General features: G+C 41.9%; 24 protein-coding genes. 20 read left to right on the top strand and 4 right to left on the bottom strand.

All coding sequences use genetic code 11. The annotated features are described in order from the left end of the window. Nucleotides 1-166: 166 nt before the first annotated feature. The 4 genes from JOC94_RS10795 to JOC94_RS10780 all read left to right on the top strand — a co-directional run bounded on the left by JOC94_RS10795 (nt 167) and on the right by JOC94_RS10780 (nt 4,622). Entirely contained in the window at nt 167-871 is a 705-nt protein-coding gene (locus tag JOC94_RS10795; protein ID WP_077109998.1) for a response regulator transcription factor, read from the top strand. Beyond that, nucleotides 872-1,843: a sensor histidine kinase gene (locus JOC94_RS10790; protein ID WP_205179310.1), complete on the top strand. Its 972-nt coding sequence runs from the start codon at nt 872-874 to the stop codon at nt 1,841-1,843. A 126-nt stretch (nt 1,844-1,969) separates the two neighbouring features. Continuing rightward, on the top strand, nt 1,970-2,734 hold the full coding sequence (locus JOC94_RS10785; RefSeq protein ID WP_321189653.1) for an ABC transporter ATP-binding protein: 765 nt from the start codon (nt 1,970-1,972) through the stop codon (nt 2,732-2,734). Continuing rightward, a complete protein-coding gene (locus JOC94_RS10780) occupies nt 2,709-4,622 on the top strand; it encodes an FtsX-like permease family protein (RefSeq protein ID WP_205179309.1) in 1,914 nt (637 codons plus the stop codon). Before JOC94_RS10785 ends, JOC94_RS10780 begins: the two co-directional genes overlap by 26 nt. Before the next feature lie 517 nt (nt 4,623-5,139). Here the strand turns inward: JOC94_RS10780 and JOC94_RS10775 are convergent. Continuing rightward, entirely contained in the window at nt 5,140-5,472 is a 333-nt protein-coding gene (locus tag JOC94_RS10775; RefSeq protein ID WP_205179308.1) for a DinB family protein, read from the bottom strand. A 168-nt stretch (nt 5,473-5,640) separates the two neighbouring features. Here JOC94_RS10775 and sigY point away from each other — a divergent pair, with 168 nt between their 5' ends. From sigY to JOC94_RS10715, 12 genes are all read left to right on the top strand, one after another. After that, complete coding sequence (gene sigY / locus JOC94_RS10770; RefSeq protein WP_077110010.1) at nt 5,641-6,171, top strand: RNA polymerase sigma factor SigY; 531 nt, start codon at nt 5,641-5,643, stop codon at nt 6,169-6,171. After that, nucleotides 6,168-6,503 (top strand): YxlC family protein, encoded by a 336-nt coding sequence (locus JOC94_RS10765; protein WP_077110003.1) that lies wholly within the window; start codon nt 6,168-6,170, stop codon nt 6,501-6,503. The genes sigY and JOC94_RS10765 overlap by 4 nt, the downstream gene beginning before the upstream one ends. Next, nucleotides 6,493-6,690 (top strand): transcriptional regulator, encoded by a 198-nt coding sequence (locus tag JOC94_RS10760; protein ID WP_077110011.1) that lies wholly within the window; start codon nt 6,493-6,495, stop codon nt 6,688-6,690. The genes JOC94_RS10765 and JOC94_RS10760 overlap by 11 nt, the downstream gene beginning before the upstream one ends. A 14-nt stretch (nt 6,691-6,704) precedes the next feature. Beyond that, nucleotides 6,705-6,896 carry a PLDc N-terminal domain-containing protein gene (locus JOC94_RS10755; RefSeq protein ID WP_077110004.1) on the top strand — a complete coding sequence of 64 codons (192 nt, stop codon included), beginning with the start codon at nt 6,705-6,707 and terminating at the stop codon, nt 6,894-6,896. A gap of 12 nt (nt 6,897-6,908) precedes the next feature. Further along, nucleotides 6,909-7,796, top strand: coding sequence for an ABC transporter ATP-binding protein (locus tag JOC94_RS10750; RefSeq protein WP_077110012.1), 888 nt, complete (start codon nt 6,909-6,911; stop codon nt 7,794-7,796). Further along, entirely contained in the window at nt 7,793-8,569 is a 777-nt protein-coding gene (locus JOC94_RS10745; protein WP_077110005.1) for an ABC transporter permease, read from the top strand. Before JOC94_RS10750 ends, JOC94_RS10745 begins: the two co-directional genes overlap by 4 nt. An 869-nt stretch (nt 8,570-9,438) precedes the next feature. After that, nucleotides 9,439-10,077: a hypothetical protein gene (locus tag JOC94_RS10740; RefSeq protein WP_077110733.1), complete on the top strand. Its 639-nt coding sequence runs from the start codon at nt 9,439-9,441 to the stop codon at nt 10,075-10,077. Continuing rightward, nucleotides 10,074-10,616, top strand: a complete 543-nt coding sequence (locus JOC94_RS10735) for a TlpA family protein disulfide reductase (RefSeq protein WP_077110735.1) — start codon at nt 10,074-10,076, stop codon at nt 10,614-10,616. The genes JOC94_RS10740 and JOC94_RS10735 overlap by 4 nt, the downstream gene beginning before the upstream one ends. Nucleotides 10,617-10,822: 206 nt before the next feature. After that, complete coding sequence (locus JOC94_RS10730) at nt 10,823-11,539, top strand: cytochrome c biogenesis CcdA family protein (RefSeq protein ID WP_077110737.1); 717 nt, start codon at nt 10,823-10,825, stop codon at nt 11,537-11,539. Nucleotides 11,540-11,553: 14 nt separating this feature from the next. Next, a complete protein-coding gene (locus JOC94_RS10725; protein WP_205179301.1) occupies nt 11,554-12,141 on the top strand; it encodes a TlpA disulfide reductase family protein in 588 nt (195 codons plus the stop codon). Nucleotides 12,142-12,153: 12 nt separating this feature from the next. Continuing rightward, a complete protein-coding gene (locus tag JOC94_RS10720) occupies nt 12,154-12,837 on the top strand; it encodes a response regulator transcription factor (protein ID WP_077110741.1) in 684 nt (227 codons plus the stop codon). Beyond that, nucleotides 12,824-13,921: a sensor histidine kinase gene (locus tag JOC94_RS10715; RefSeq protein WP_077110743.1), complete on the top strand. Its 1,098-nt coding sequence runs from the start codon at nt 12,824-12,826 to the stop codon at nt 13,919-13,921. Before JOC94_RS10720 ends, JOC94_RS10715 begins: the two co-directional genes overlap by 14 nt. A 350-nt stretch (nt 13,922-14,271) precedes the next feature. Here JOC94_RS10715 and JOC94_RS10710 read toward each other — a convergent pair whose 3' ends face one another. Together JOC94_RS10710 and JOC94_RS10705 are read right to left on the bottom strand one after the other, a co-directional pair. Then, nucleotides 14,272-14,676, bottom strand: a complete 405-nt coding sequence (locus JOC94_RS10710) for a DUF3021 family protein (RefSeq protein WP_077110745.1) — start codon at nt 14,674-14,676, stop codon at nt 14,272-14,274. A 7-nt stretch (nt 14,677-14,683) separates the two neighbouring features. Continuing rightward, entirely contained in the window at nt 14,684-15,130 is a 447-nt protein-coding gene (locus tag JOC94_RS10705; protein ID WP_077110747.1) for a LytTR family DNA-binding domain-containing protein, read from the bottom strand. Between the two features lie 129 nt (nt 15,131-15,259). Here JOC94_RS10705 and JOC94_RS10700 point away from each other — a divergent pair, with 129 nt between their 5' ends. The 3 genes from JOC94_RS10700 to JOC94_RS10690 all read left to right on the top strand — a co-directional run bounded on the left by JOC94_RS10700 (nt 15,260) and on the right by JOC94_RS10690 (nt 17,355). Further along, a complete protein-coding gene (locus JOC94_RS10700; protein ID WP_205179298.1) occupies nt 15,260-16,237 on the top strand; it encodes a 2-hydroxyacid dehydrogenase in 978 nt (325 codons plus the stop codon). A gap of 47 nt (nt 16,238-16,284) precedes the next feature. Then, complete coding sequence (locus JOC94_RS10695) at nt 16,285-16,560, top strand: YciI family protein (protein ID WP_205179296.1); 276 nt, start codon at nt 16,285-16,287, stop codon at nt 16,558-16,560. 102 nt (nt 16,561-16,662) lie between these two features. After that, a complete protein-coding gene (locus tag JOC94_RS10690; protein ID WP_205179294.1) occupies nt 16,663-17,355 on the top strand; it encodes an ankyrin repeat domain-containing protein in 693 nt (230 codons plus the stop codon). Nucleotides 17,356-17,376: 21 nt separating this feature from the next. Here the strand turns inward: JOC94_RS10690 and JOC94_RS10685 are convergent, their stop codons facing one another. Beyond that, nucleotides 17,377-18,255, bottom strand: a complete 879-nt coding sequence (locus JOC94_RS10685; protein ID WP_205179292.1) for a cation diffusion facilitator family transporter — start codon at nt 18,253-18,255, stop codon at nt 17,377-17,379. Between the two features lie 574 nt (nt 18,256-18,829). Between JOC94_RS10685 and JOC94_RS10680 the strand changes: the two genes are divergently transcribed. Beyond that, a complete protein-coding gene (locus JOC94_RS10680) occupies nt 18,830-20,035 on the top strand; it encodes an amidohydrolase (protein ID WP_077110858.1) in 1,206 nt (401 codons plus the stop codon). The last annotated feature ends 16 nt before the right edge of the window (nt 20,036-20,051 follow it).

The raw sequence follows: 20,051 nt of genomic DNA, 5'->3' as shown, positions 1-20,051 counted from the left end.
TTCACTTTATTAGTTTTTTCAAAAAAAGGTTTATTATGATCCGGCTGTTACATTCATCGTTTTCAAAGCGTGACGACACCGTCAAGTATAGCCAAATGCAGAGCCATTTTTTGTATTTCGCCTGCTATTGGATTTACAATAAAAAGAAAACAAAGGAAGAGGGACTATGTCAAAAATTATGATTGTCGAGGACGATCCGAAACTGGCAGATCTTTTGCGGACCCATCTTGAAAAATATGGTTATGCTGTTGTATTGATCGACCATTTTGACGCCATTTTGGAATATTTTATGAAAGAAGAACCTGATCTTGTTCTATTGGATGTGAATTTACCAAGCTTTGACGGCTTTTACTGGTGCAGACAAATTCGCAATGTGTCCACATGTCCCATTTTATTCATATCGGCACGCTCGGGTGAGATGGATCAAATAATGGCATTGGAACATGGTGCGGATGATTATATTACAAAGCCGTTCCATTATGATGTTGTTACCGCAAAAATTCGCAGCAACTTGCGAAGGGCGTATGGGGAATATGCGCCGCAAATGGAAGAACGAATTATAAAGAAGGAGGGACTCTCCCTTTATATAGAAAGAATGGAAATCCATTTTAACGGTTTGGAAGTCTCTGTAACGAAAAAAGAAGCGGTTTTGCTTGAAATGCTCCTCAAGCGATGTCCGCGAGTCGTCAGTCGTGAAACCTTATTGGAAAAGCTGTGGGATGATCAATCTTTTGTGGACGATAATACATTGAATGTGAATATAACCCGTGTCCGAAAAAAACTGAATGAGCTTGGGATTGACAATGCGATCGAGACGATACGGGGGGAAGGATACCGGATCGTTCCCACATGGGGAGGCGAAGAAGCGTAAATGAAACTGTTTATTCGGGATCATATCCCTTTCATGTTTGTCGTCATTGTTCAGCTTTTGGCTGTCTTGTTCATTATTTGGCTTGATGGTTACCGGCATATATCCGTTGCTATTTATGCGTTGTTTATCGGGCTGTTTATTTTCGGCTGTTATTTATTGTATCGCTATATCAGTCATAAGGCATTTTATGAACGATTATCTTCCAGTCTTCATTATTTGGAAGAAGTCAATCAAACATACGGAGATGCTCCTCTTCCCGTTGCCCTGGGCAATTTGTTGAAATCTCAATATGTTTATTACATCAATCGGCTCAACAGCTATGAGGAACAGCGAAATACACACGCGACATTTATCAATCAATGGGTTCATCAGATGAAAACACCGCTTTCCGTCATCGAATTATTAGTTCAGGAAGAAGATAATCCGCAATTTTCCAGTATTCGCGAAGAGGCTTACAAAATTGGAAAAGGACTTGAAATGGTATTATATGCGGCACGGCTTGATACCTTTGAACATGACTTCAAGGTAGAGCGTGTTTCATTAAAAAAGCTGGCTTTACAGTCGGTTCATGAAAATAAGCGGCTTTTTATTAAAAGCCATGTTTATCCCGAGGTGAAAATGACTGATGATTTAATAGTCGAGTCAGATCAAAAGTGGATGACCTTTATCCTGAACCAGCTCATTACCAACGCCGTGAAATATTCAGGAGAAAGCAATAAAAAAGTAATCGTTGCCGGCTTTCACTGCGATAAAGGGATTTGCCTTGAAATACGCGATCAAGGAATCGGCATCCCGAAAACAGATATTAAGCGTGTGTTCCACCCTTTTTATACCGGTGAAAATGGACGGATATATCGGGAATCGACAGGTATGGGCTTATATCTGGCCAAAGAAGTGTGTGAACGCCTCGGCCATCACATTGATATTGAGTCAGAAGTTGGGGTTGGGACAACCGTTCGCATTACGTTTTGAACAACCTTACGTCATTGTAAGGAAAATGAAAGGTGAACCGATAGATGGAGGCCCCGCTTAACGATTAAGCTTATGATAGTGCCAGTTTTAACACTTGAGTTAAGAAAGGGGTTTTTTTGCATGGAAATGTTACATGTCAAGCAGCTCAGTAAGATATATGACGGAAAAGTACCTTACAAAGCACTTGAGAATATTCATTTCACGATTAATAAAGGGGAGTTTGTCGGCATTATGGGGCCTTCGGGAAGCGGAAAAACAACGCTGCTGAATATGGTTGCCACGATCGATCAGCCGACAACAGGAGAAGTGTTGATCAATGGAAACAATCCGTTTCAACTGACAAATGAGCAATTGGCTCTTTTTCGCCGTAGGCAGCTTGGGTTTGTTTTCCAAGACTTTAATCTGCTTCACACATTAACGGTCGAAGAAAATATTGTGCTTCCGCTCACTCTTGACGGTGAAAAAGTGAAAGTCATGAAAGAAAAGTTGCAAAAAGTCGCTGAAAAACTTGGGATCAGTAAACTGCTAAAAAAGCGCATTTATGAAATTTCGGGCGGACAGGCCCAACGGACGGCGATTGCGCGTGCGATCATTCATTCACCGGATATGCTGCTTGCGGATGAACCGACGGGAAACCTTGATTCAAAATCGTCAAAAGATGTCATGGAAACAATGGAAGAGATTAATCAAAAAGATCAAACAACGATGATGATGGTGACTCATGATCCGATTGCCGCAAGTTATTGTCATCGTGTGATTTTTATTAAAGATGGCAAGCTTTATAATGAAATTCATCGCGGAGACAATCGCCAGGCTTTTTTCCAGAAAATCATTGATGTGTTATCACTATTAGGAGGGGATTCGCATGACCTTTCGACAGTTCGCGTTTAATAATGTCATGCGAAACAAACGGACGTATGCCGGCTATTTTTTAAGCAGCACGTTTGCGGTGATGGTGTTTTTCGTTTATGCCATGTTTGCCTTTCACCCCGCTTTTAATAAAGAAACGATTCATTCAAGCGTCTCGCTTGGATTGCATTTTGCGGAAGCGATCATTTATGTCTTTTCCTTTATTTTCGTGTTATTTTCTATGAGTTCGTTTTTAAAAACACGAAAAAAAGAATTTGGCTTGCTTGTCATGCATGGGATGACAAATATGCAGCTCCGCAGAATGGTGTTCCTCGAAAATGTAATCATCGGTTTTTTTGCAACAATATTGGGGATCGGCCTCGGGATTATTTTTTCAAAAATGTTGCTGTTGGCGGCGGAAAATATATTGGAATTGGAAGAGCCATTACTTTTCTACTTTCCTGTAAAAGCACTCGCTTTAACGTTTGTTTCATTTCTCTTCCTGTTTGTGATTATTTCTTTTGCGACAGTTGTTATTTTAAAAGGGAGCAAGTTGGTTGATTTAATGAAAGGAAGTTCTGTCCCGAAGGCTGAACCGAAAGGATCGTTGCTACTTTCTCTTTTAGCTGCCGTGTTGCTCATCGGTGGATATGTCGCCGCATTGCTTGTGAAAGGTTTGGGGGTGGCGGTGGCGATGATCCCGGTGACAACGGTCGTCATCATAGGGACGTATTTTTTGTTCACGCAGCTCAGTGTCTTTGTGATCCGTGCTTTAAAGAAGAGGCAATCTTTCTTTTGGAAAAAAACGAACCTTGTGCTTTTTTCAGACCTTGCCTACCGAATGAAGGATAATGCGCGTACGTTTTTCTTTGTTGCCATTGTTTCAACTGTTGCTTTTACCGCTATTGGATCGCTTGTCGGTTTTCGGTCGATGGTGACGACTTCGTTAGTGGAGGAAAGTCCCTTCGCGTTTGAATATGTATCAGGGGAAGAGAACAAAAGTGAAACAGAACATGTTTCTTTTATTCGCGATGAATTGGATCAGGAAGGAATTCCTTTTCAAGAAACGAAAGTCGTGGTGAAAGAACTGCTCGCTACAGGTGAGGAATATGATCAGTCCCTCAGTATTGTAAGGGAGTCGGATTATAATAATCTTATTCAAAGTGGTGAATTCGAGCTTAAGAAGGCAAACCTTAGCGGGAACGAAGCGATGGTCGTTTATCCGAAACGTGAATTAAATGGCAGTCAACGAAATGTAGAAAAGGAGAGCCATAAGACGATTGTTCTGAAGAAAAATGAAGTGAGTTTGGAACAAACGACTTCGCAAGAGGCCGGTATATTTCCAGACTATCAAGATTATATCATCGTTGATGATCGCTTGTTTGAAAAGCTGACAAAGATTGAAAATCAAAAAACTTTTTATGCATTTTATACAAAAGATTGGAAGGAAACGAGCGAGATTGGCAAAAAGATCAACAGTGCCATTCAGCCCGAAGGATTTGAAGAGCCCTATCAATTCTTTTCGCTTGCCGCTACGTGGAGCTTTATCAATCAAGCGTTTGGCGCGACGTTATTTATTGGTTTGTTTATAGGAGCGGTCTTTTTTGTCGCCGCAGGCAGCTTTCTATACTTCCGCCTTTACACGGATTTGGATGAGGAAAAGCGCAAGTTTGCAGCGATCGGGAAGCTGGGGCTGACTCATAAAGAGCTTTCCAAAATCGTTACGATCCAACTTGGCCTTTTGTTCTTCGCTCCCATACTAGTGGCGGTGATTCACGGAGCTGTGGCACTGACGGCATTACACAATATGTTTGATTTTTCACTTGTAAAAGAATCAACACTTGTGCTAGGCAGCTTTTTTGTCATCCAAGTCATTTATTTCCTGTTCATACGAATGGGATATATTCGCAAATTAAAGCGCGCGATCTAGCCACTGTCAGCGGAATATTTGCCGATATGCATTCGCCTTTTCAAGCAATCACTTGCGTGTCACAGTATCCAGCTCAAATGCTTCAATGAGGGGATCGAAACTTAATGAACATTTTGGTTCCCTCCATCTAATGTAGAAATTCATAAAGGGTCCTGTTTTGAATGAATGCTTCAAGACAGGATCCTTTTTGGCTTTATCCCGCATGTAAGGTGCCAAATACACCACTTCAAAATCTTGAGTGAATACAAAAGGTTCAAGTGGGAGAAAACGGCACCTACATGCCCGATTGGTTCAACTAACATTCAGTAGGAGCCCTACTGAATGAAGTTTCACTTTATAAAATATTTTTCAAAGTTTTAATGATCCCGCTATGAAGGCCTTCGTGATAGGAGGTAAACTGAACGAGCAGGTCGACTGTATCCATGTTGTTGTTAAAAAAGATGGGATCGGTTGAAAAATCATCCTCGCTCATATCCCACGCACGCTTTGAACCGCTATAACAAATGCTTCGGTTGCTTTATTTTGCAGTTTGCCGGAAAAATAATCGGTGATTCGCTGCTTCTGTTGTTCTTTCAATGCTTCTATTATGTTGGCAGGGGATGGCGGTTCTTCCGTCATCCGAAGGCCTTGTTCCGGGAGCGAAAAAGGCGCTCCATTCCGGTTGGTGAACTTCATAATGATGATCAGTTTTATTCATGAGGAACTCGCTCGTTATGTATAAATGGCCGGTATTCCAGCAAATAGTATTAGGCTGCCCCGGGTGCTGTGCATCCCATTTTGTTTCTTTCAAATCCTCCAGTACTTGGAGCGTGAGGCCGCGAAACAGTTGAAATTGACGTAATGAATTCACGAAAATCCACTCCTTGCATCATTTTGCACTACATACTACATTCTGTATCGCTGTAATCCTTTATGTCATTCCCAAAAAAATTATTTATTTTTGAACGATTTGGTCCGCATGCGCGTCATAATAAGTGAGAGAACAGCAGAAAGAAAGGAGGCTTGGCTGCGGTTGAACGTGGGCGATGATGAGAAAAGATTGATTCAAGAGGCAAAAAGCGGAAAGGACGAGGCATTCGCCACGTTATTTCAAAGGAATTATCCATTTTTATATAAATATTTAATCAAGCTGAGCCTCCGGCCGGATGTTTCTGAAGATCTGGCCCAGGAAACGATGCTAAAAGCATACGTTCACATACAAAGCTTTAAGGAAGAATCCAAGTTTTCTACTTGGCTTATTTCGATCGCTTCCCGCCTGTTTCTTGATTTACAGCGAAAAGAAAAAAGGCGAAGAAAAATATTTGAAAAGGCAAAAGCTGAAGCCCTTCGGAAAATGAAATGGCAACTTGCCATGAACGGAGAGAGATGGACAGAGAATATGGAGCTGTTCGCTGAACTCGAACCGGAAATGCGGGTACCGATATTATTAAAACATTATTACGGTTACACGTATGCAGAAATCGCTATTATACTTCGGCTGAAAGAAGGAACAGTAAAATCACGCGTGCATCATGGGTTAAAACAATTAAGAAAGGAGTGGCCGACGTGAAGGAGAACAAAGAGTGGATGAAACATTTCACCGAAGACTTGAAAAAAATTGAAAATGCCCAGGACGCCGCAACACCGAGTCGCAATCAAATCATGAATGCCTTGATGGAACGTAAAAAAGCACGCCGGCAAGCGCTGAAGCGTGAGTTGATCGTATTTATATGCACCGCTCTCGTCATTTTCATGTCTTATGTGGTGATCGCATTCAAGTTGCCGAAAGTATTTTTATGGATTCAGGGATTGGCTTTGGCAACGGTTCCGATTATTTACATGGTGGAAAGAAAACGCCGGAATGAATCGGCAGAGGTGGCTGAGATTGATGATGGAGTCTGATAAACTGCTTGTCTTATTGATTCTATCGCCGTTTATGCTGACACAAAGCATCCTTCTCTTCGTGGATGCCAGAAAAAAGGGCGCATATGCCTGGTTTTGGGGACTGTGGGGGCTCATTCAATTGCCGTTTCCAACTATCTTTTATTATTTCTTTGTCGTCAGGCCTTATCGTAAAAAACAAAAGTGAGAGGAGAGTTACACATGACCCCATCTTGGGAATTGATCATTCCACTCATTGTGTTGGATCTCGTATTAATTGTTACAGCGCTTATCAGCTGCGTAAAGGAAGAACATACAAGGGGACCCAAATGGCTGTGGATTCTCATTATTTTATTCATCAGTATACTGGGGCCGGTTTTATATTTTGTATTTGGCAGGCCAAAAAGAGGGTAGGGGTGCAAAATGATATTATCAGCGGAAAAACTGGTGAAAACGTTCAAGCTGCATACAGCAGTTGATCAAGTAAATATCACCATGAAAGAAAAGGAATGTGTCGCTTTATTGGGACCAAACGGATCGGGAAAAACAACAACACTCAAAATGCTTTCCGGCCTTTTAACACCGGATTCCGGCAGGATCATATTTTTGGGGAAGACAAACATCAATAGGCAGCACATCGGCTATTTGCCACAATATCCATCCTTCTTTCCGTGGATGACTGCCGAGCAATATTTGCATTTTTCCGGGAATCTTTCCGGCGTACCGAAAAAAATATTGAGGGAAAGAGTGGAAGAGATGCTTGCTTTTGCAGGTCTGGAAGACGCTAAAAAGAAGCAAATCGGCGGCTTTTCCGGCGGGATGAAGCAAAGGCTTGGTTTGGCACAGGCCCTACTTCATAAACCAAAATTATTAATTTTGGATGAACCTGTTTCCGCTTTGGACCCTACAGGGCGCAGAGATGTATTGATGATGATGAATGAGTTGAAAACGAAGATGTCGATCCTGTTTTCTACCCATGTTCTACATGATGCCGAACAAATTTGTGATGATATTGTCGTGTTAAAAGATGGAAAGGTCAAGTGGGCAGGTCCTCTTTCTTCTTTAAAAAGGGACCATCTGGGCAGTTCCTTTATTCTCGAAACAGAAGAAGACTTGAAGGGGTGGCTTGGGACTAGAAAATATGTAAAGGACGTTTTTTTCCCAACACCCAAAACAGCGCAATTTATGTTGGAAAAACCAAATGACCGCAACCGCCTGCTGACAGAATGTATGGAGAACGGGTTGACGATTACCCGCTTTTCCATATTGGAGCAAACATTAGAAGACGCCTATATGGAGTTGATTCAAGAATGAATATTTTTTGGACATTGTTTAAAAAAGAGTGGCGGGAGGCTTGGCACGATAAAAAACTGATCTGGATGCCGGTTGTTTTATCTTTACTGGCCATCTCACAGCCGATCACCCAGTATTATATGCCCGAAATATTGGATAAGGCGGGAAATCTGCCCGAGGGAGCCGTTATTCAAATTCCGATGCCGTCCGGGGAAGAAGTCCTGGTAGGAACGCTGTCCCAATTTGGGTTGATCGGAACAGCCATCTTTGTCCTTGGCGCTATGAACCTCATTGCCGATGAAAGAAACAGCGGCTCCCTGACACTCATCATGGCGAGGCCGGTACATGCCTTACACTATATCGGAAGCAAGTGGCTCTCCCATGCGCTGCTCTACCTTTTGTCGTTTGCGTTGAGCTACGGACTCGCCTATTATTATACAAATCTCTTATTTAAAGACGTGGCACTTATCCGTTTTATCAAAAGCTTTGCCGCTTACAGCATATGGATTTTATTTGCCTTGACGGTTACATTGTTGGCAGGAACAGTGCTGAAAAAAGCCGCCGGTATTGCTGGTGCCAGTTTGGTTACAGTTGCAGCCATCGCGCTTTCCGGCTCCCTTTTTCCAAAATATATGGGATGGAGTCCAGCCAATGCGCAAGATCAAGCGGGTAGTATGTTAATGACTGGCAAATGGGCGGACTCCTTTGAGACAATGGCAGTAACAAGCATCATTTTACTCGCTTGCATGTTTTGGGCGTCCTGCATTGTGTTTAAAACATATGAAAGCTATTGATATAGCTTGCTTCATCAAAAAACAAGTCCGGCGCTACATTTGTTTTTGGGAAAGACTGTCGAGGCCGGGACATAAGCGAATACGAAATGGGACTGCGACATAAGTTGAAAGCTGATTCATATTCGTAAAAAACGTGAGAATCAAGCCGCATGAAATCAAGGTTTTTAAACCTGATTTCATGCGGTTTATTTCATTTTTACAGGGTTTTGTCCCGTTATTTGTGTAAAAAAAATTCCTATCATCGCTACTCAACATATTTCGCTTTCCTGAGGGATCTTCAACTCGAGCTATTCCCGCAGGAGTCTACATATGTTGACTACGCTAAAAGCTTGCGCATTATACACTGAGACAATTTATCCCGCATGTAAGGTGCCGTAAGACTCCCCCTTCAAAATCTTGAGTGAATACAAAAGGTCCAAGTGTGAGAAAACGGCACCTAAATGCCCGATTGGTTCAACTAACATTCAGTAGAAGCCCTACTGAATGAAGTTTCACTTTATCCCGCATGTAAGGTGCCGTAAGACTCCCCCTTCAAAATCTGAGTGAATACAAAAGGTCCAAGTGTGAGAAAACGGCACCTAAATGCCCGATTGGTTCAACTAACATTCAGTAGGAGCCCTACTGCCGATTGGTTCAACTAACATTCAGTAGGAGCCCTACTGAATGAAGTTTCACTTTATTGTTCGTTTTTTCATCAGCTGATTTAGTTGTGTCCCAGACTTTTTTATTTTGTTTGTGATACCACTTCTGATATCGAATGACGTAAGGCCATCTTTGGAGTTATGATTCGGTTCTTTTTCTTTATTCACACATTCTTAACATACCTATCGCATAATAGGTGAAATTCTGGAAAAAGGAATGAAACTGTCATGCAACTCTTGCAATTTGGTACATTCACGATTCCCCTTCATTGGGTATTGGCACTGCTTTCGCTTGTTGGCGGGTGGCTTTTAACGAGCGTTTATGTAAAACACCATCAAATGAAGAAAGAGTCGCTGGAAATGATCATCAATGCTTTATTTGTCATCGGGGTTGTGTGGAAATTCAGCATTGTCGTGTTTGATTTTGACACTGTAAAAGCACATGTATCATCCGTTTTATATTTTACCGGCGGCACGAAAGGGTTTTTTCTTGGCCTGTTTGTAAGTTTTTTGTATCTGTATCGCCAAGCAAAAAAGAAAAAGATTTACAAACAGTTGAGTGAGACGTTATTGCTATTTGGTACAGCAGGATATGGCTTGTATTTATTTTTACACGCTATTACCCAAGGGGAAAATCTTTTCATAATCCTTTCCTTTGTATTCACAACGACATTATTCATCGTATGGCTGTGGGACAGAAACGCGCTTGATCGCTTGCCGAAAAAAGCGGGACTAATTTTCATTGTCTATGCCATGATCTTTCAACTGCCGAATGAGTTGACACTGGCGGAATGGAGTCTGGCGATTATTTTTCCATTATGCGCCATTCTTTTGAGCAACAATTTGCTCGTAAAGGAGAACGTATGAAAGAAAAGATGATTATGTCGCTTATTATGTTTAGTATTGGGCTTTTTCTCATTGGGCATTTCAGCGAGGATCGCGAAAAGCAAACATCCACAGCGCCGGAAGGAGTCGGCCATTTACCCGGACAGCGGGCACCCGATTTTCGATTGAAGACGGATGGGGGAGAAGAGCTCTCGCTTGCGGACTTGAAAGGAAAACATGTGTTTATAAATTTCTGGGCAAGCTGGTGCCCTCCGTGCCGTGCTGAAATGCCGCATATACAAAATTTTTTTGAGGAAAACAAAGAGGAAAATATCGCGCTTCTTTCAGTGAATCTCTTGCATTTGGAAAAAAATAAAGAAGCAGTCCGGACATTTTCCAAACAAAATGAGCTCTCATTCCCGATTGTTTTCGATGAGACGGGTGAAGTAAGCAATACGTATCAAGCACAGACGATTCCGACAAGTTATGTTGTTGATAAAGAAGGGGTTATTCGACATAAGATTGTAGGTCCGGTCAGTAAAGAGCGATTGCGCCGTATATTTACGGAACTTGATGAATGAGTTGGATGGGCATTTTCAAAAACGATATCACTTTACATGAAAGCCGGTCAATTTCACATGAGGTTGATTGGCTTTTATGATGCGCTAAGGAAGGAAGCCCGTTCGGCTTACCGAAGAATCACATGCGCCGAGGCTATTTAAGTTCTTCATCAAACTTTAACAATCATAACCCAGACTGTAGAAAAAGATGTGTGAGGAGTGGAAAAATGGAATCGGTTTCCATGTGGGTGGCATTTGTAGCCGGGCTGTTATCGTTTTTTTCGCCGTGTATCTTTCCGGTTCTGCCCGCTTATTTATCGCATTTAACGGGAGGAAATGTTCAGAACCAGCAGCTGCGTGTTGACAGAAGCTTGTTGCTCCAACGTTCTATCGCTTTTATTGTGGGCTTTAGCATTGTATTTATGATAATGGGCGCTTCAGCCACTTTTGTCGGACAGTTTTTTCAAGCAAACAGAAAGTTGATTGAACATATAAGCGGCATTTTAATTGTCGCTTTTGGGCTGCAAATGCTCGGGGTCTTCCAACTGAATTTTTTAATGAAAGATCGGAAATGGGAGCATAAATTGCAAAAGCCGAAAAATTGGTTCTCATCTGTCCTGGTTGGAGTCGCATTTGGAAGCGGCTGGACTCCATGTGTAGGGTTAACGTTATCAACGATCTTACTGCTGGCGAGCGCAAGCACTACTGTAGGGCAGGGAATGCTGCTTCTCGGTGTCTATTCATTGGGCATGGCTTTGCCGTTTTTGTTTATTTCTTTCATGATGACTAAATCGGTACGAATGATTCGATCCATCAATCGCTATTTAGGGAAATTTTCCATTGTGAATGGCTCGATCATGATTTTACTCGGCCTGATGATTTTTACCGGCCAGATGACAAAAATAAGTGCCTATTTTGCGCGGTTTTCCGTTTTTAACTTATAAAGGGGGCATGAGCAATGAAGTGGAGATGGCTCTTATTAGTCGGCTTAGTGGCATTCATGGGTATTTTCTTGTATAAAGAATATATCGGGAAGGACAAGTATGAAATAGCTGATGAAAGTCAAATGGATGTCCTGTTACCGGACGCTCAAGCGGAATCCGGTCAAGAAGAAAGCGGCCTTTCAGCAGGAATCCGCCCTCCGGCAATCGAACTGCCCACACTGGATGGACAACAGTTCCGGCTTGCTGATTATAAAGGAAAAATCGTCATATTAAACTTTTGGGCAACTTGGTGTCCTCCTTGTCGGGCGGAAATGCCGGATATGCAAAAGTTTTATCAGAATTACAAAGATAAGGGAGTCGAGATTGTGGCAGTCAACTTAACTGCTGCGGAAAATAACAAAGAAGTGGTACAAACATTTATTGATGAATTCAATGTTGCATTTACGATCCCCCTTGATGAAACAGGGATGGTTGGACAACAATTTGAAGCTTTCGCTATTCCGAAAAGCTTTATCATAGATCAAGAGGGTGTGATCCAGCAAGGAATCATTGGTCCAATGACGTATCAGTGGATGGAGAATGAGGTCAATAAATTGCAGTAGCGGGTGAGGAACATGTCAAAAACACTTATGGTCGTTGAGGATGACCAAATGTTGCAAAAGCTCATGGCGGCTTATTTTCAAAAAGCCGGTTTTGATGTAGTGACTGCGGCGACGGGGACGGAAGCCATCCGTCTGTTTCAAAAAGAGTCGCCTTGTTTTGTCATCCTGGATTTAATGCTGCCCGAAAAATCGGGTGAAGAGGTATGTGAGTATATTCGGGAAACGGCTGTCAGTGATGTTCCCATTATTATGGTCACGGCAAAAATCCACGAAAAAGACCGCATTCACGGGTTGAAGATGGGGGCGGATGATTACGTGACAAAGCCGTTCAGCCCGGAAGAACTGGTCACAAGAGTAGAAACGGTATTGAGGAGAGCCGGTCATTACTGTCAAAAGGTATCTTTCGGCAATCTGACCTTAAAGCCGAACAAACATGAAGTTTGGGTCGGTTCCAAACAGCTCCAATTGACAGCTTCCGAGTTTGCCATTTTAAAAAAGCTCATGCTTCATCCTGATCAAGTCATGACAAGAGAACAATTGCTACAGACGTTATATCCGCTGCATGAGAAAGATATTTTTGAGCGAACGATTGACGTTCATGTGAAAAATATTCGAGAGAAAATTAAAAAAGGGGGTGTCTCTGCACCCATGATTCAAACCGTAAGAGGGGTGGGATATAAATTTGTCACCAAATAAACCGTATATGAAAGGGATTTGGAGAACAGGGATTTTTTGGGAGTTAACGTGGGTCAATTTGGCAGTTATTGTAGTTGTCATTATCATTGCCGGTTTTTCCGTCAAAGAATATGCTTGTTTTCTTGCGAATGACATGAATATTGCCGGGCCATTCATGCAATCATCGTTCGACGAGACGATGGATTTTTACTTAATTCGGGTAAGTATTATTGCGTTCTTGGTAGCTGTTGTCATTCATTATATTTGGATCAGGAGAATCATTATTCCGATCCGAATGCTTTCTGATGTGACGAAACGTATGAGCGATGGGGAAGAAATGCGGCTCGTTCCGATTACAACGAGGAATGAAGTCGGGCTTCTCACTGAAAATTTTAATAGTCTGATTAAAAAAATCAAAAGAAGTGAAGAGCTTCGCAATAAAATGGCGGCAGATTTAGCCCATGAAGTCCGTACGCCATTATCCAATATTACAGGTTATTTGGAAGCCATCAAAAACGGTGTCATCGAGCCGGATAAAAATGTGCTGCACTCTCTACATGGCGAAGCTGAACGGCTAAGCAAGTTAATTGAGCAACTGCATCATCTTTCGGAGCGGGAATGGAATCAATATTTGGATGCCAAACCAAGCAATCCCGCAAATATCAAAACAATCGTCAATCATATGGTTTCCATTCATCAAATGAAGCTGGATCAAAAACATATTCAAATAGAAGTTGCTGTTGAAGAGGCGGCTTTCCATATAACGGAAGATACCCTGAAACAAATCGTTGGAAATTTATTGGATAATGCAATTCGCTATGGTATCGAAAATACGACTCTTCATTTAAAAGGAAAGCGGAGAAAAGATCATTATGTTTTGCAAGTGGAAGGACAAGGCCAATTCATTCCTGAAGCATCGCGCCCGCAGATTTTCGAACGTTTTTACCGCGTGGATACATCAAGAAACCGCGAATCGGGCGGAAATGGCCTGGGACTGGCCATCGTAAAGGAACTGGCAGAACGACAGGATGGAAGTGTTGCCCTGGAAACGGACGGAAATTATCATCAATTCATCGTCAAGCTGCCATCCACTGCTATGCTTTAAACCTCGAAAACAAGGTGCAGTCCGTAACAATGAAAAGGTTATTTGTTGTTGATGAGTTTAATGAAACAGAAGTATCTTGTTTAAAATTGAGAAGATATCTTCCATGTCTTCACATGTAAAACGTTGAATGGGATGTTGATGGCAAACAGAGCGGCGCAAAGTTGGTTTTTAATAAAGAAGGGCTTTAGAAAGTGTCTGTTTCACTCGAAAGAAAGCCATATACAGATTTTATTGTTGAGGCGAGTTAGAATATCACCCTGGAATAAAACCTGACCCGCTGTTTTCTCAGTGTTTAACGAGGAATCAATGCCAGTGCTTAACATGACAGAAGCGGGTAAGACATATACCCGCTACTTTATTCCTTTATTCAGTTGGTCAGCCAATTTTTTTTGAATGATATACATGAACAGCCAAATAATCACGTATATAATCATAAAAATGATGAGCATAAACATCATCTCTTCAAGTGAACGGAACCACCCTAGATAATAGCCGAAAGCGGCAAATCCAATAAGTAAAGCGAAAAGCTGTATACCAGTTTTAATAACAATGGATAATCGTTGACTTTCAAATATTAATGATAAGATTCCGCAAAATGCGCCGAAGCATATACTGCCAATCACTTGCGTCCTTAATATGTCAATATCGATTTCTGTCTGGCCAGCTGCACCCGCAAACAGAATAAAAATAAGTAAAAAAATGTTCGCGATGCCAAAGCCAATTAAAATATTTCTGATTGATTTAACGACCAGCATGTTGTGTTCACTCCTTAAATAGTGCTTTGTTTAATTCCTTTGCATATTTTCGGGAAACAATTTCCTTTTCCCCGTTTTTAAAGGCGACGACCAGACTGCCGCCGAAAGTAGCTTCAAAGTAATCCATCCACTCCACGTTTGCCAAACAATATTTTGAGATTCTCACAAAGTGATGCCGACTGTACCGCTCTTCAAATTGTTTGAGCGTATCTTTGTATCGGTATTGCTGCTTACCTCTAAATGCAAAGCATTTATTGTCTTTTGAAAAAACATGGGAAATTTCTTTCGGTTCTACAAGATAAATTCTCTCCTCCCTTTGTAGAGAAATGACCCCATTTTCTTTCTCATCATGAATGATAGATAATAGCTTTTCCACTTTGGCATTCATTTCTTTGATTACGATCATGATTTCGTCTTCTTGAATGTTTGGGTTGATATTCAAATGGACTTTCAAGCAATCCCCCCCTCTTTTATTTGAGTATACGTTCATCGAGTTTCGCTGAAAAGGAGATTTGCGGCAAGTGGTCGAAATAGTATTATAAGATGATAAAATGTAATGATATGTGGAAAGGAGATAAACAATTTGAAAGAGAACATTTACATTACGCGCAAACTCCCTTCCAGTATTATAGAAAAGCTGGAAAAGTCCTTTCATATCGACATGTGGGAAAAAGAAGAAGAAGCGATCCCAAGAGAGCTTTTGCTGGAAAAGGTAAAAGAAGCTAAAGGATTGCTTTGCATGTTGACTGAAACGATTGATGAAGAAGTAATGGAAGCCGCTCCCAATTTGAAGGTGATTAGTAATATGGCTGTAGGCTATAACAATATTAATGTTAATGAAGCGACAAAAAGAGGAATTCTCGTCACCAATACACCTGGAGTTTTAACAGAAACGACTGCTGACTTAACCTTCGCTCTTCTCATGGCAACGGCCAGGCGGCTTGTGGAAGCATCCAGTTATCTGCGCGAAGGTAACTGGCAAACTTGGTCACCTATGCAGTTGACGGGGATGGATATTTTTGGCGCGACGCTGGGCATTATCGGGTTTGGCCGCATCGGCCAGGCGGTAGCGAGGCGGGCAAAAGGGTTTCAAATGGAAGTGCTGTATTATAATCGCTCGAGAAAAAGAGAAGCCGAAGAAGAAATTGGCGCCACGTATGTCGACTTTAAAACGGTTTTAACAAAATCCGATTTTATTTGTCTTCTTTTACCATACAGCCCGGAGGTCCATCATCTTATTTCCAAAAATGAGTTGTCCTTTATGAAGAAAACAGCTGTGTTGATCAATACAGCCCGCGGGGGGATCGTGGATGAGGAAGCGCTGTATCATGCGCTCAAAAACAAAGAAATTTGGGCAGCAGGCCTTGATGTTTTTGAAAAAGAACCGGTAGATCTTTCTCATCCTTTATTGACCCTTTCAAATGTTGTCACACTCCCCCATATTGGCAGTGCGAGCATTGCCACACGGATGAAAATGGCTCAGTTGGCCGCCGACAACTTACACAATGCGTTATCAAATAGGGGGACAGTGATGAAAGTGAATGATCCGGTTCAAGCATAATTCATGTATAATGAGAAGAAAAATGATGATGTGCTGGAGGAAAAGACATGAAATATTTTGCCGTTTTTTTACCAATGAAAGATGAAGAAAAGAGCAGGGAGAACCGCCCCGCCCATTTGGAGTTTTTGGCCCGCAAACGAGAAGAAAAAAAAGCAGTCATGTTTGGCCGTTTTGTTGATGGGACTGGCGGACTTGTCATTTACCAGGGAGAAAGTCTTGAGCAAGTTGAATCTTGGGTGAAAGAAGATCCATATGTTATAACGGGAGCACGCCATTATGAAATCCACGAATGGGAAATCGCCGCGATGGATATACATAAGTAAACTGAAAAAAAACTGCCTTTTCCGCCGTTTTTTCGGATAAATTGAGAAAAAGGTCGGCTTATGTTCATCTAGGCCTGACTCTCTTGAAAGAAAGGTGTTCGTTTGAAAAAGCATACTTTACTATTTATAGTGTTGTTGTTGCTTCAGGGGTGTTCGGAGAGCGGGAAGGAGGATGCAAACATGAAGAAGGAGGAATCGCTAACGTTACAGGAACAATTGTTCCTGGCGACAGAACAAGGGGATCGTCAGCAGATTCAACAACTCCTGAAAAAAGGGGCAGATGTTAACGGACAAGATGCAAAAGGCCGGACGCCTGCCATGATTGCCACCTACAATGCTGATACAGATACTGTAAAAGTGCTAATTCATGAAGGGGCGGATGTCAACATTCAGGATGACATGAAGAATAATCCATTCCTCTATGCCGGGGCGGAAGGGTATTTGGACATATTGCAATTGACCATAAAGGCAGGCGCAGATCCATCCTTGACAAACCGATATGGAGGCACTGCCTTAATTCCGGCGGCGGAACATGGATATACGGATGTAATCAAGGAGCTTCTTGAAAAAACGGATATCGACGTCAATCATGTAAACAATCTGGGCTGGACTGCTCTTTTGGAAGCAATTATCTTAAACGATGGAGATGTAAAGCAGCAGGAAACGATTCGAATGTTGATACAACACGGTGCAGATGTTCGTATTGCTGATAAAGACGGGGTCACTCCGTTGCAGCATGCTCGTAAAAAGGGCTTTAAAGAGATTGAGGAAATCTTAATAGAAGCAGGGGCTTAGCCGGTGCCGCACAGGTGCCGGCTATTCATTTGGCTCCGGTTCAACGTGAACATGGACATCGTACACTCCGTGTTCGTTTTTCATTTTTTCCTCCACAAGTGTGGCAATGTTATGCGCTTCTTGAATATCCAACGTTTGGTCTACGAGGATTACGACATCGATCACTTCATTACTTCCGTAGTTCCTCCCTTTTACTTCTTTAATTCCTTTTACTCCATCCACTTTTCTCATTTCCTTTTTGTACAAGGAAATTTTATTCTCATCAAAGCCATCAGAAAGCTCGTGGGATGCCTGTTTAAAAATATCCCACGCCGTTTTGCATATGAGTAACCCGACAATAAAGGCGGTGATGGAATCGAGCAAGGGCATGCGAAATTGGGAACCAATGATCGCCACAACGGTTCCAATGCTGACCCAGGCATCAGAAAGATTATCTTTGGCAGCTGCCATAACCGCGGTGCTGCGTATTTTCTTTGCCAATCTTTTGTTGTACACATATACGAAGTACATGACCGCGGCTGAAAAGAGTGCAACATAGGCGGCTATCGTATCAGGAGGCTCATTTTGGCCATGGATGATCGTCTTAAAAGCGCTATTTAACACCTGAATTCCGACTCCGAGCATAATGAATGAAGCTGTCATAGAGGCGATCGTTTCACTTTTCCAATGGCCGTATCGGTGGTCTTTATCGGGTGGTTTTTGGGAAAGCTTCAATCCGATCAATACGGCGATGGATGCTGCTATATCAGTGGTATTATTCAGGCCGTCCGCTTTTAGAGCCTCTGAACCGGCCGTATAACCGAAATACAGTTTGAGAATTGAAAGAAAAATGTACGCGCCAATACTCAAAATGGCCCCACGCTCACCCATTTTGAGGTTTTCATAAGACTGCTGAGACATACATATCATTCCTTCCCGCTTGTTCATCTTATGATAGCAACCAACAGTCGAGTGGGTCTACAGCAACCTTTTTGGGCTGTTGTCAATAAGTAGGCTGGAGATTATATTGTTTACTGGAGTAAACATTTTGACTTCATGAACAATTCATTCAACGACAAACAGACAGGCAAAATCTGTTTGTCTGCAGATCGATCTATTTGGATAGTTTCTTTCTTCCAAAATTTTGAGATTTGAGTCTGATAAAAGAAAAAGCTTTCAAATGTAGCTTTCCATCATGGAAGCGGCCAGAATTGAATAAACAATAATGAGCCCTTAAAAATTGGTGCGCAAAAGCAATAAAGAAAACGAATCCCGGTGGAATGGAGGTTTGTATGAGGGTACAATTGGTGACCAACTCCGTTGTAAGGTTGACGGCAGAAGATTATCTTGCGAAGTGCTGACAAGTCAGAAGAACTGATCATTTACGGATTTGAAATGGATCGGAACCATAACTTGATCAACACCAATACACATTGTTTTATGGTGAGAAAATAATATGCTGTTAGCGCGGCATATGGTGAAAGGGGAAAAACTGATGGAAAAGACAGTTTTTAATCAGGTAGACATCAGCTCCTATATCGATGAAGTCGTTAAATGGAGAAGACATCTTCATAAATATCCTGAACTATCATATAAAGAAAAGCAAACTTCCCAATTTGTTTATAAAACGTTGAGTAACTTCAATAATCTAGAAGTTACAAGGCCAACTGAGACAAGTGTAATGGCAACATTGACTGGGGGATTACCCGGAAAAACCATTGCTTTTCGAGCAGATATGGATGCTTTGCCGATAGAAGAAGAGACTGGCTTATCATTTGCTTCTCAAAACAAGGGAGTCATGCATGCGTGTGGCCATGATGGGCATACAGCCATGTTGCTGGGCGCGGCAAAGTTTCTTTCTCATATTCAACAAGATATACCGGGAAAAATCATATTCTTGTTTCAACATGCTGAGGAGCAGTTTCCAGGCGGGGCAAAAGAATTAGTGGAGGCTGGTGTATTACATGGTGTGAGTGAAATAGTTGGGATGCATTTATTTTCTCCAATACCAACCGGAACAATATCCATTAAATCCGGAATCTTTACAGCTAATTCCGACATATTCGACTTACATATTATCGGCAAAGGGGGCCATTCGTCAGAGCCGCAGGAAACAATCGACCCGATTGCAATTGGAGCACAGGTCGTTAATAATTTGCAACATATTATTTCACGAAAGATTGACCCGGCTGAAAGAGCGGTAGTATCCATAACTGAGTTTAAGGGAGGAACAGCTAAAAACATTATCCCGGAAACTGTTCAAATTGGCGGCAGCGTGAGAACTTTTTCCAAGGGGGTTCGCGAGAAAATCGCATTGCAAATCGAGAAAATTGCGTCAGGAGTCGTAAAAGCGCATGGGGCTTCATACGATTATCATTATCAATATGGATACGATTCCGTATACAATGATCCGGATATGACGTTGAAAATAAAACAGTTGGTTCAAGAAACATTTGGTTTTTCCTCGATTTTGGAAGCGCCTCCAATAATGGGCGGGGAAGATTTTTCTGCTTATTTACAGAAAGTTCCTGGTTGCTTCATAGGCATAGGGGCCGGCCATCCTGATTATAAAGAAAATTTTCCCCATCATCATCCTAAATTTAATATAGATGAAAATGCTCTGGAGGTTGGGGTTAAGCTTTGGATTCGTATGCCATTCTGTTTACAGAATTCACTAGGTTTCAAATCAAAGGAGGAATAAAATGTTTCAGGAACCA

Source organism: Siminovitchia thermophila (assembly GCF_016909185.1).
Taxonomy (GTDB): Bacteria; Bacillota; Bacilli; order Bacillales; family Bacillaceae_C; genus Siminovitchia; species Siminovitchia thermophila.
This window is presented reverse-complemented; position numbering and strand designations above follow the sequence as displayed.

Bases quoted from the DNA above. Each gene is read 5' to 3' on its own strand.
- JOC94_RS10760 (WP_077110011.1), top strand. From the start codon at position 6,493: ATGGAGTCTGATAAACTGCTTGTCTTATTGATTCTATCGCCGTTTATG.
- JOC94_RS10795 (WP_077109998.1), top strand. From the start codon at position 167: ATGTCAAAAATTATGATTGTCGAGGACGATCCGAAACTGGCAGATCTT.
- JOC94_RS10720 (WP_077110741.1), top strand. From the start codon at position 12,154: ATGTCAAAAACACTTATGGTCGTTGAGGATGACCAAATGTTGCAAAAG.
- JOC94_RS10695 (WP_205179296.1), top strand. From the start codon at position 16,285: ATGAAATATTTTGCCGTTTTTTTACCAATGAAAGATGAAGAAAAGAGC.
- JOC94_RS10745 (WP_077110005.1), top strand. From the start codon at position 7,793: ATGAATATTTTTTGGACATTGTTTAAAAAAGAGTGGCGGGAGGCTTGG.
- JOC94_RS10780 (WP_205179309.1), top strand. From the start codon at position 2,709: ATGACCTTTCGACAGTTCGCGTTTAATAATGTCATGCGAAACAAACGG.
- JOC94_RS10735 (WP_077110735.1), top strand. From the start codon at position 10,074: ATGAAAGAAAAGATGATTATGTCGCTTATTATGTTTAGTATTGGGCTT.
- JOC94_RS10710 (WP_077110745.1), bottom strand. From the start codon at position 14,676: ATGCTGGTCGTTAAATCAATCAGAAATATTTTAATTGGCTTTGGCATC.
- JOC94_RS10755 (WP_077110004.1), top strand. From the start codon at position 6,705: ATGACCCCATCTTGGGAATTGATCATTCCACTCATTGTGTTGGATCTC.
- JOC94_RS10725 (WP_205179301.1), top strand. From the start codon at position 11,554: ATGAAGTGGAGATGGCTCTTATTAGTCGGCTTAGTGGCATTCATGGGT.
- JOC94_RS10680 (WP_077110858.1), top strand. From the start codon at position 18,830: ATGGAAAAGACAGTTTTTAATCAGGTAGACATCAGCTCCTATATCGAT.
- JOC94_RS10685 (WP_205179292.1), bottom strand. From the start codon at position 18,255: ATGTCTCAGCAGTCTTATGAAAACCTCAAAATGGGTGAGCGTGGGGCC.
- JOC94_RS10740 (WP_077110733.1), top strand. From the start codon at position 9,439: ATGCAACTCTTGCAATTTGGTACATTCACGATTCCCCTTCATTGGGTA.
- JOC94_RS10790 (WP_205179310.1), top strand. From the start codon at position 872: ATGAAACTGTTTATTCGGGATCATATCCCTTTCATGTTTGTCGTCATT.
- JOC94_RS10730 (WP_077110737.1), top strand. From the start codon at position 10,823: ATGGAATCGGTTTCCATGTGGGTGGCATTTGTAGCCGGGCTGTTATCG.
- JOC94_RS10785 (WP_321189653.1), top strand. From the start codon at position 1,970: ATGTTACATGTCAAGCAGCTCAGTAAGATATATGACGGAAAAGTACCT.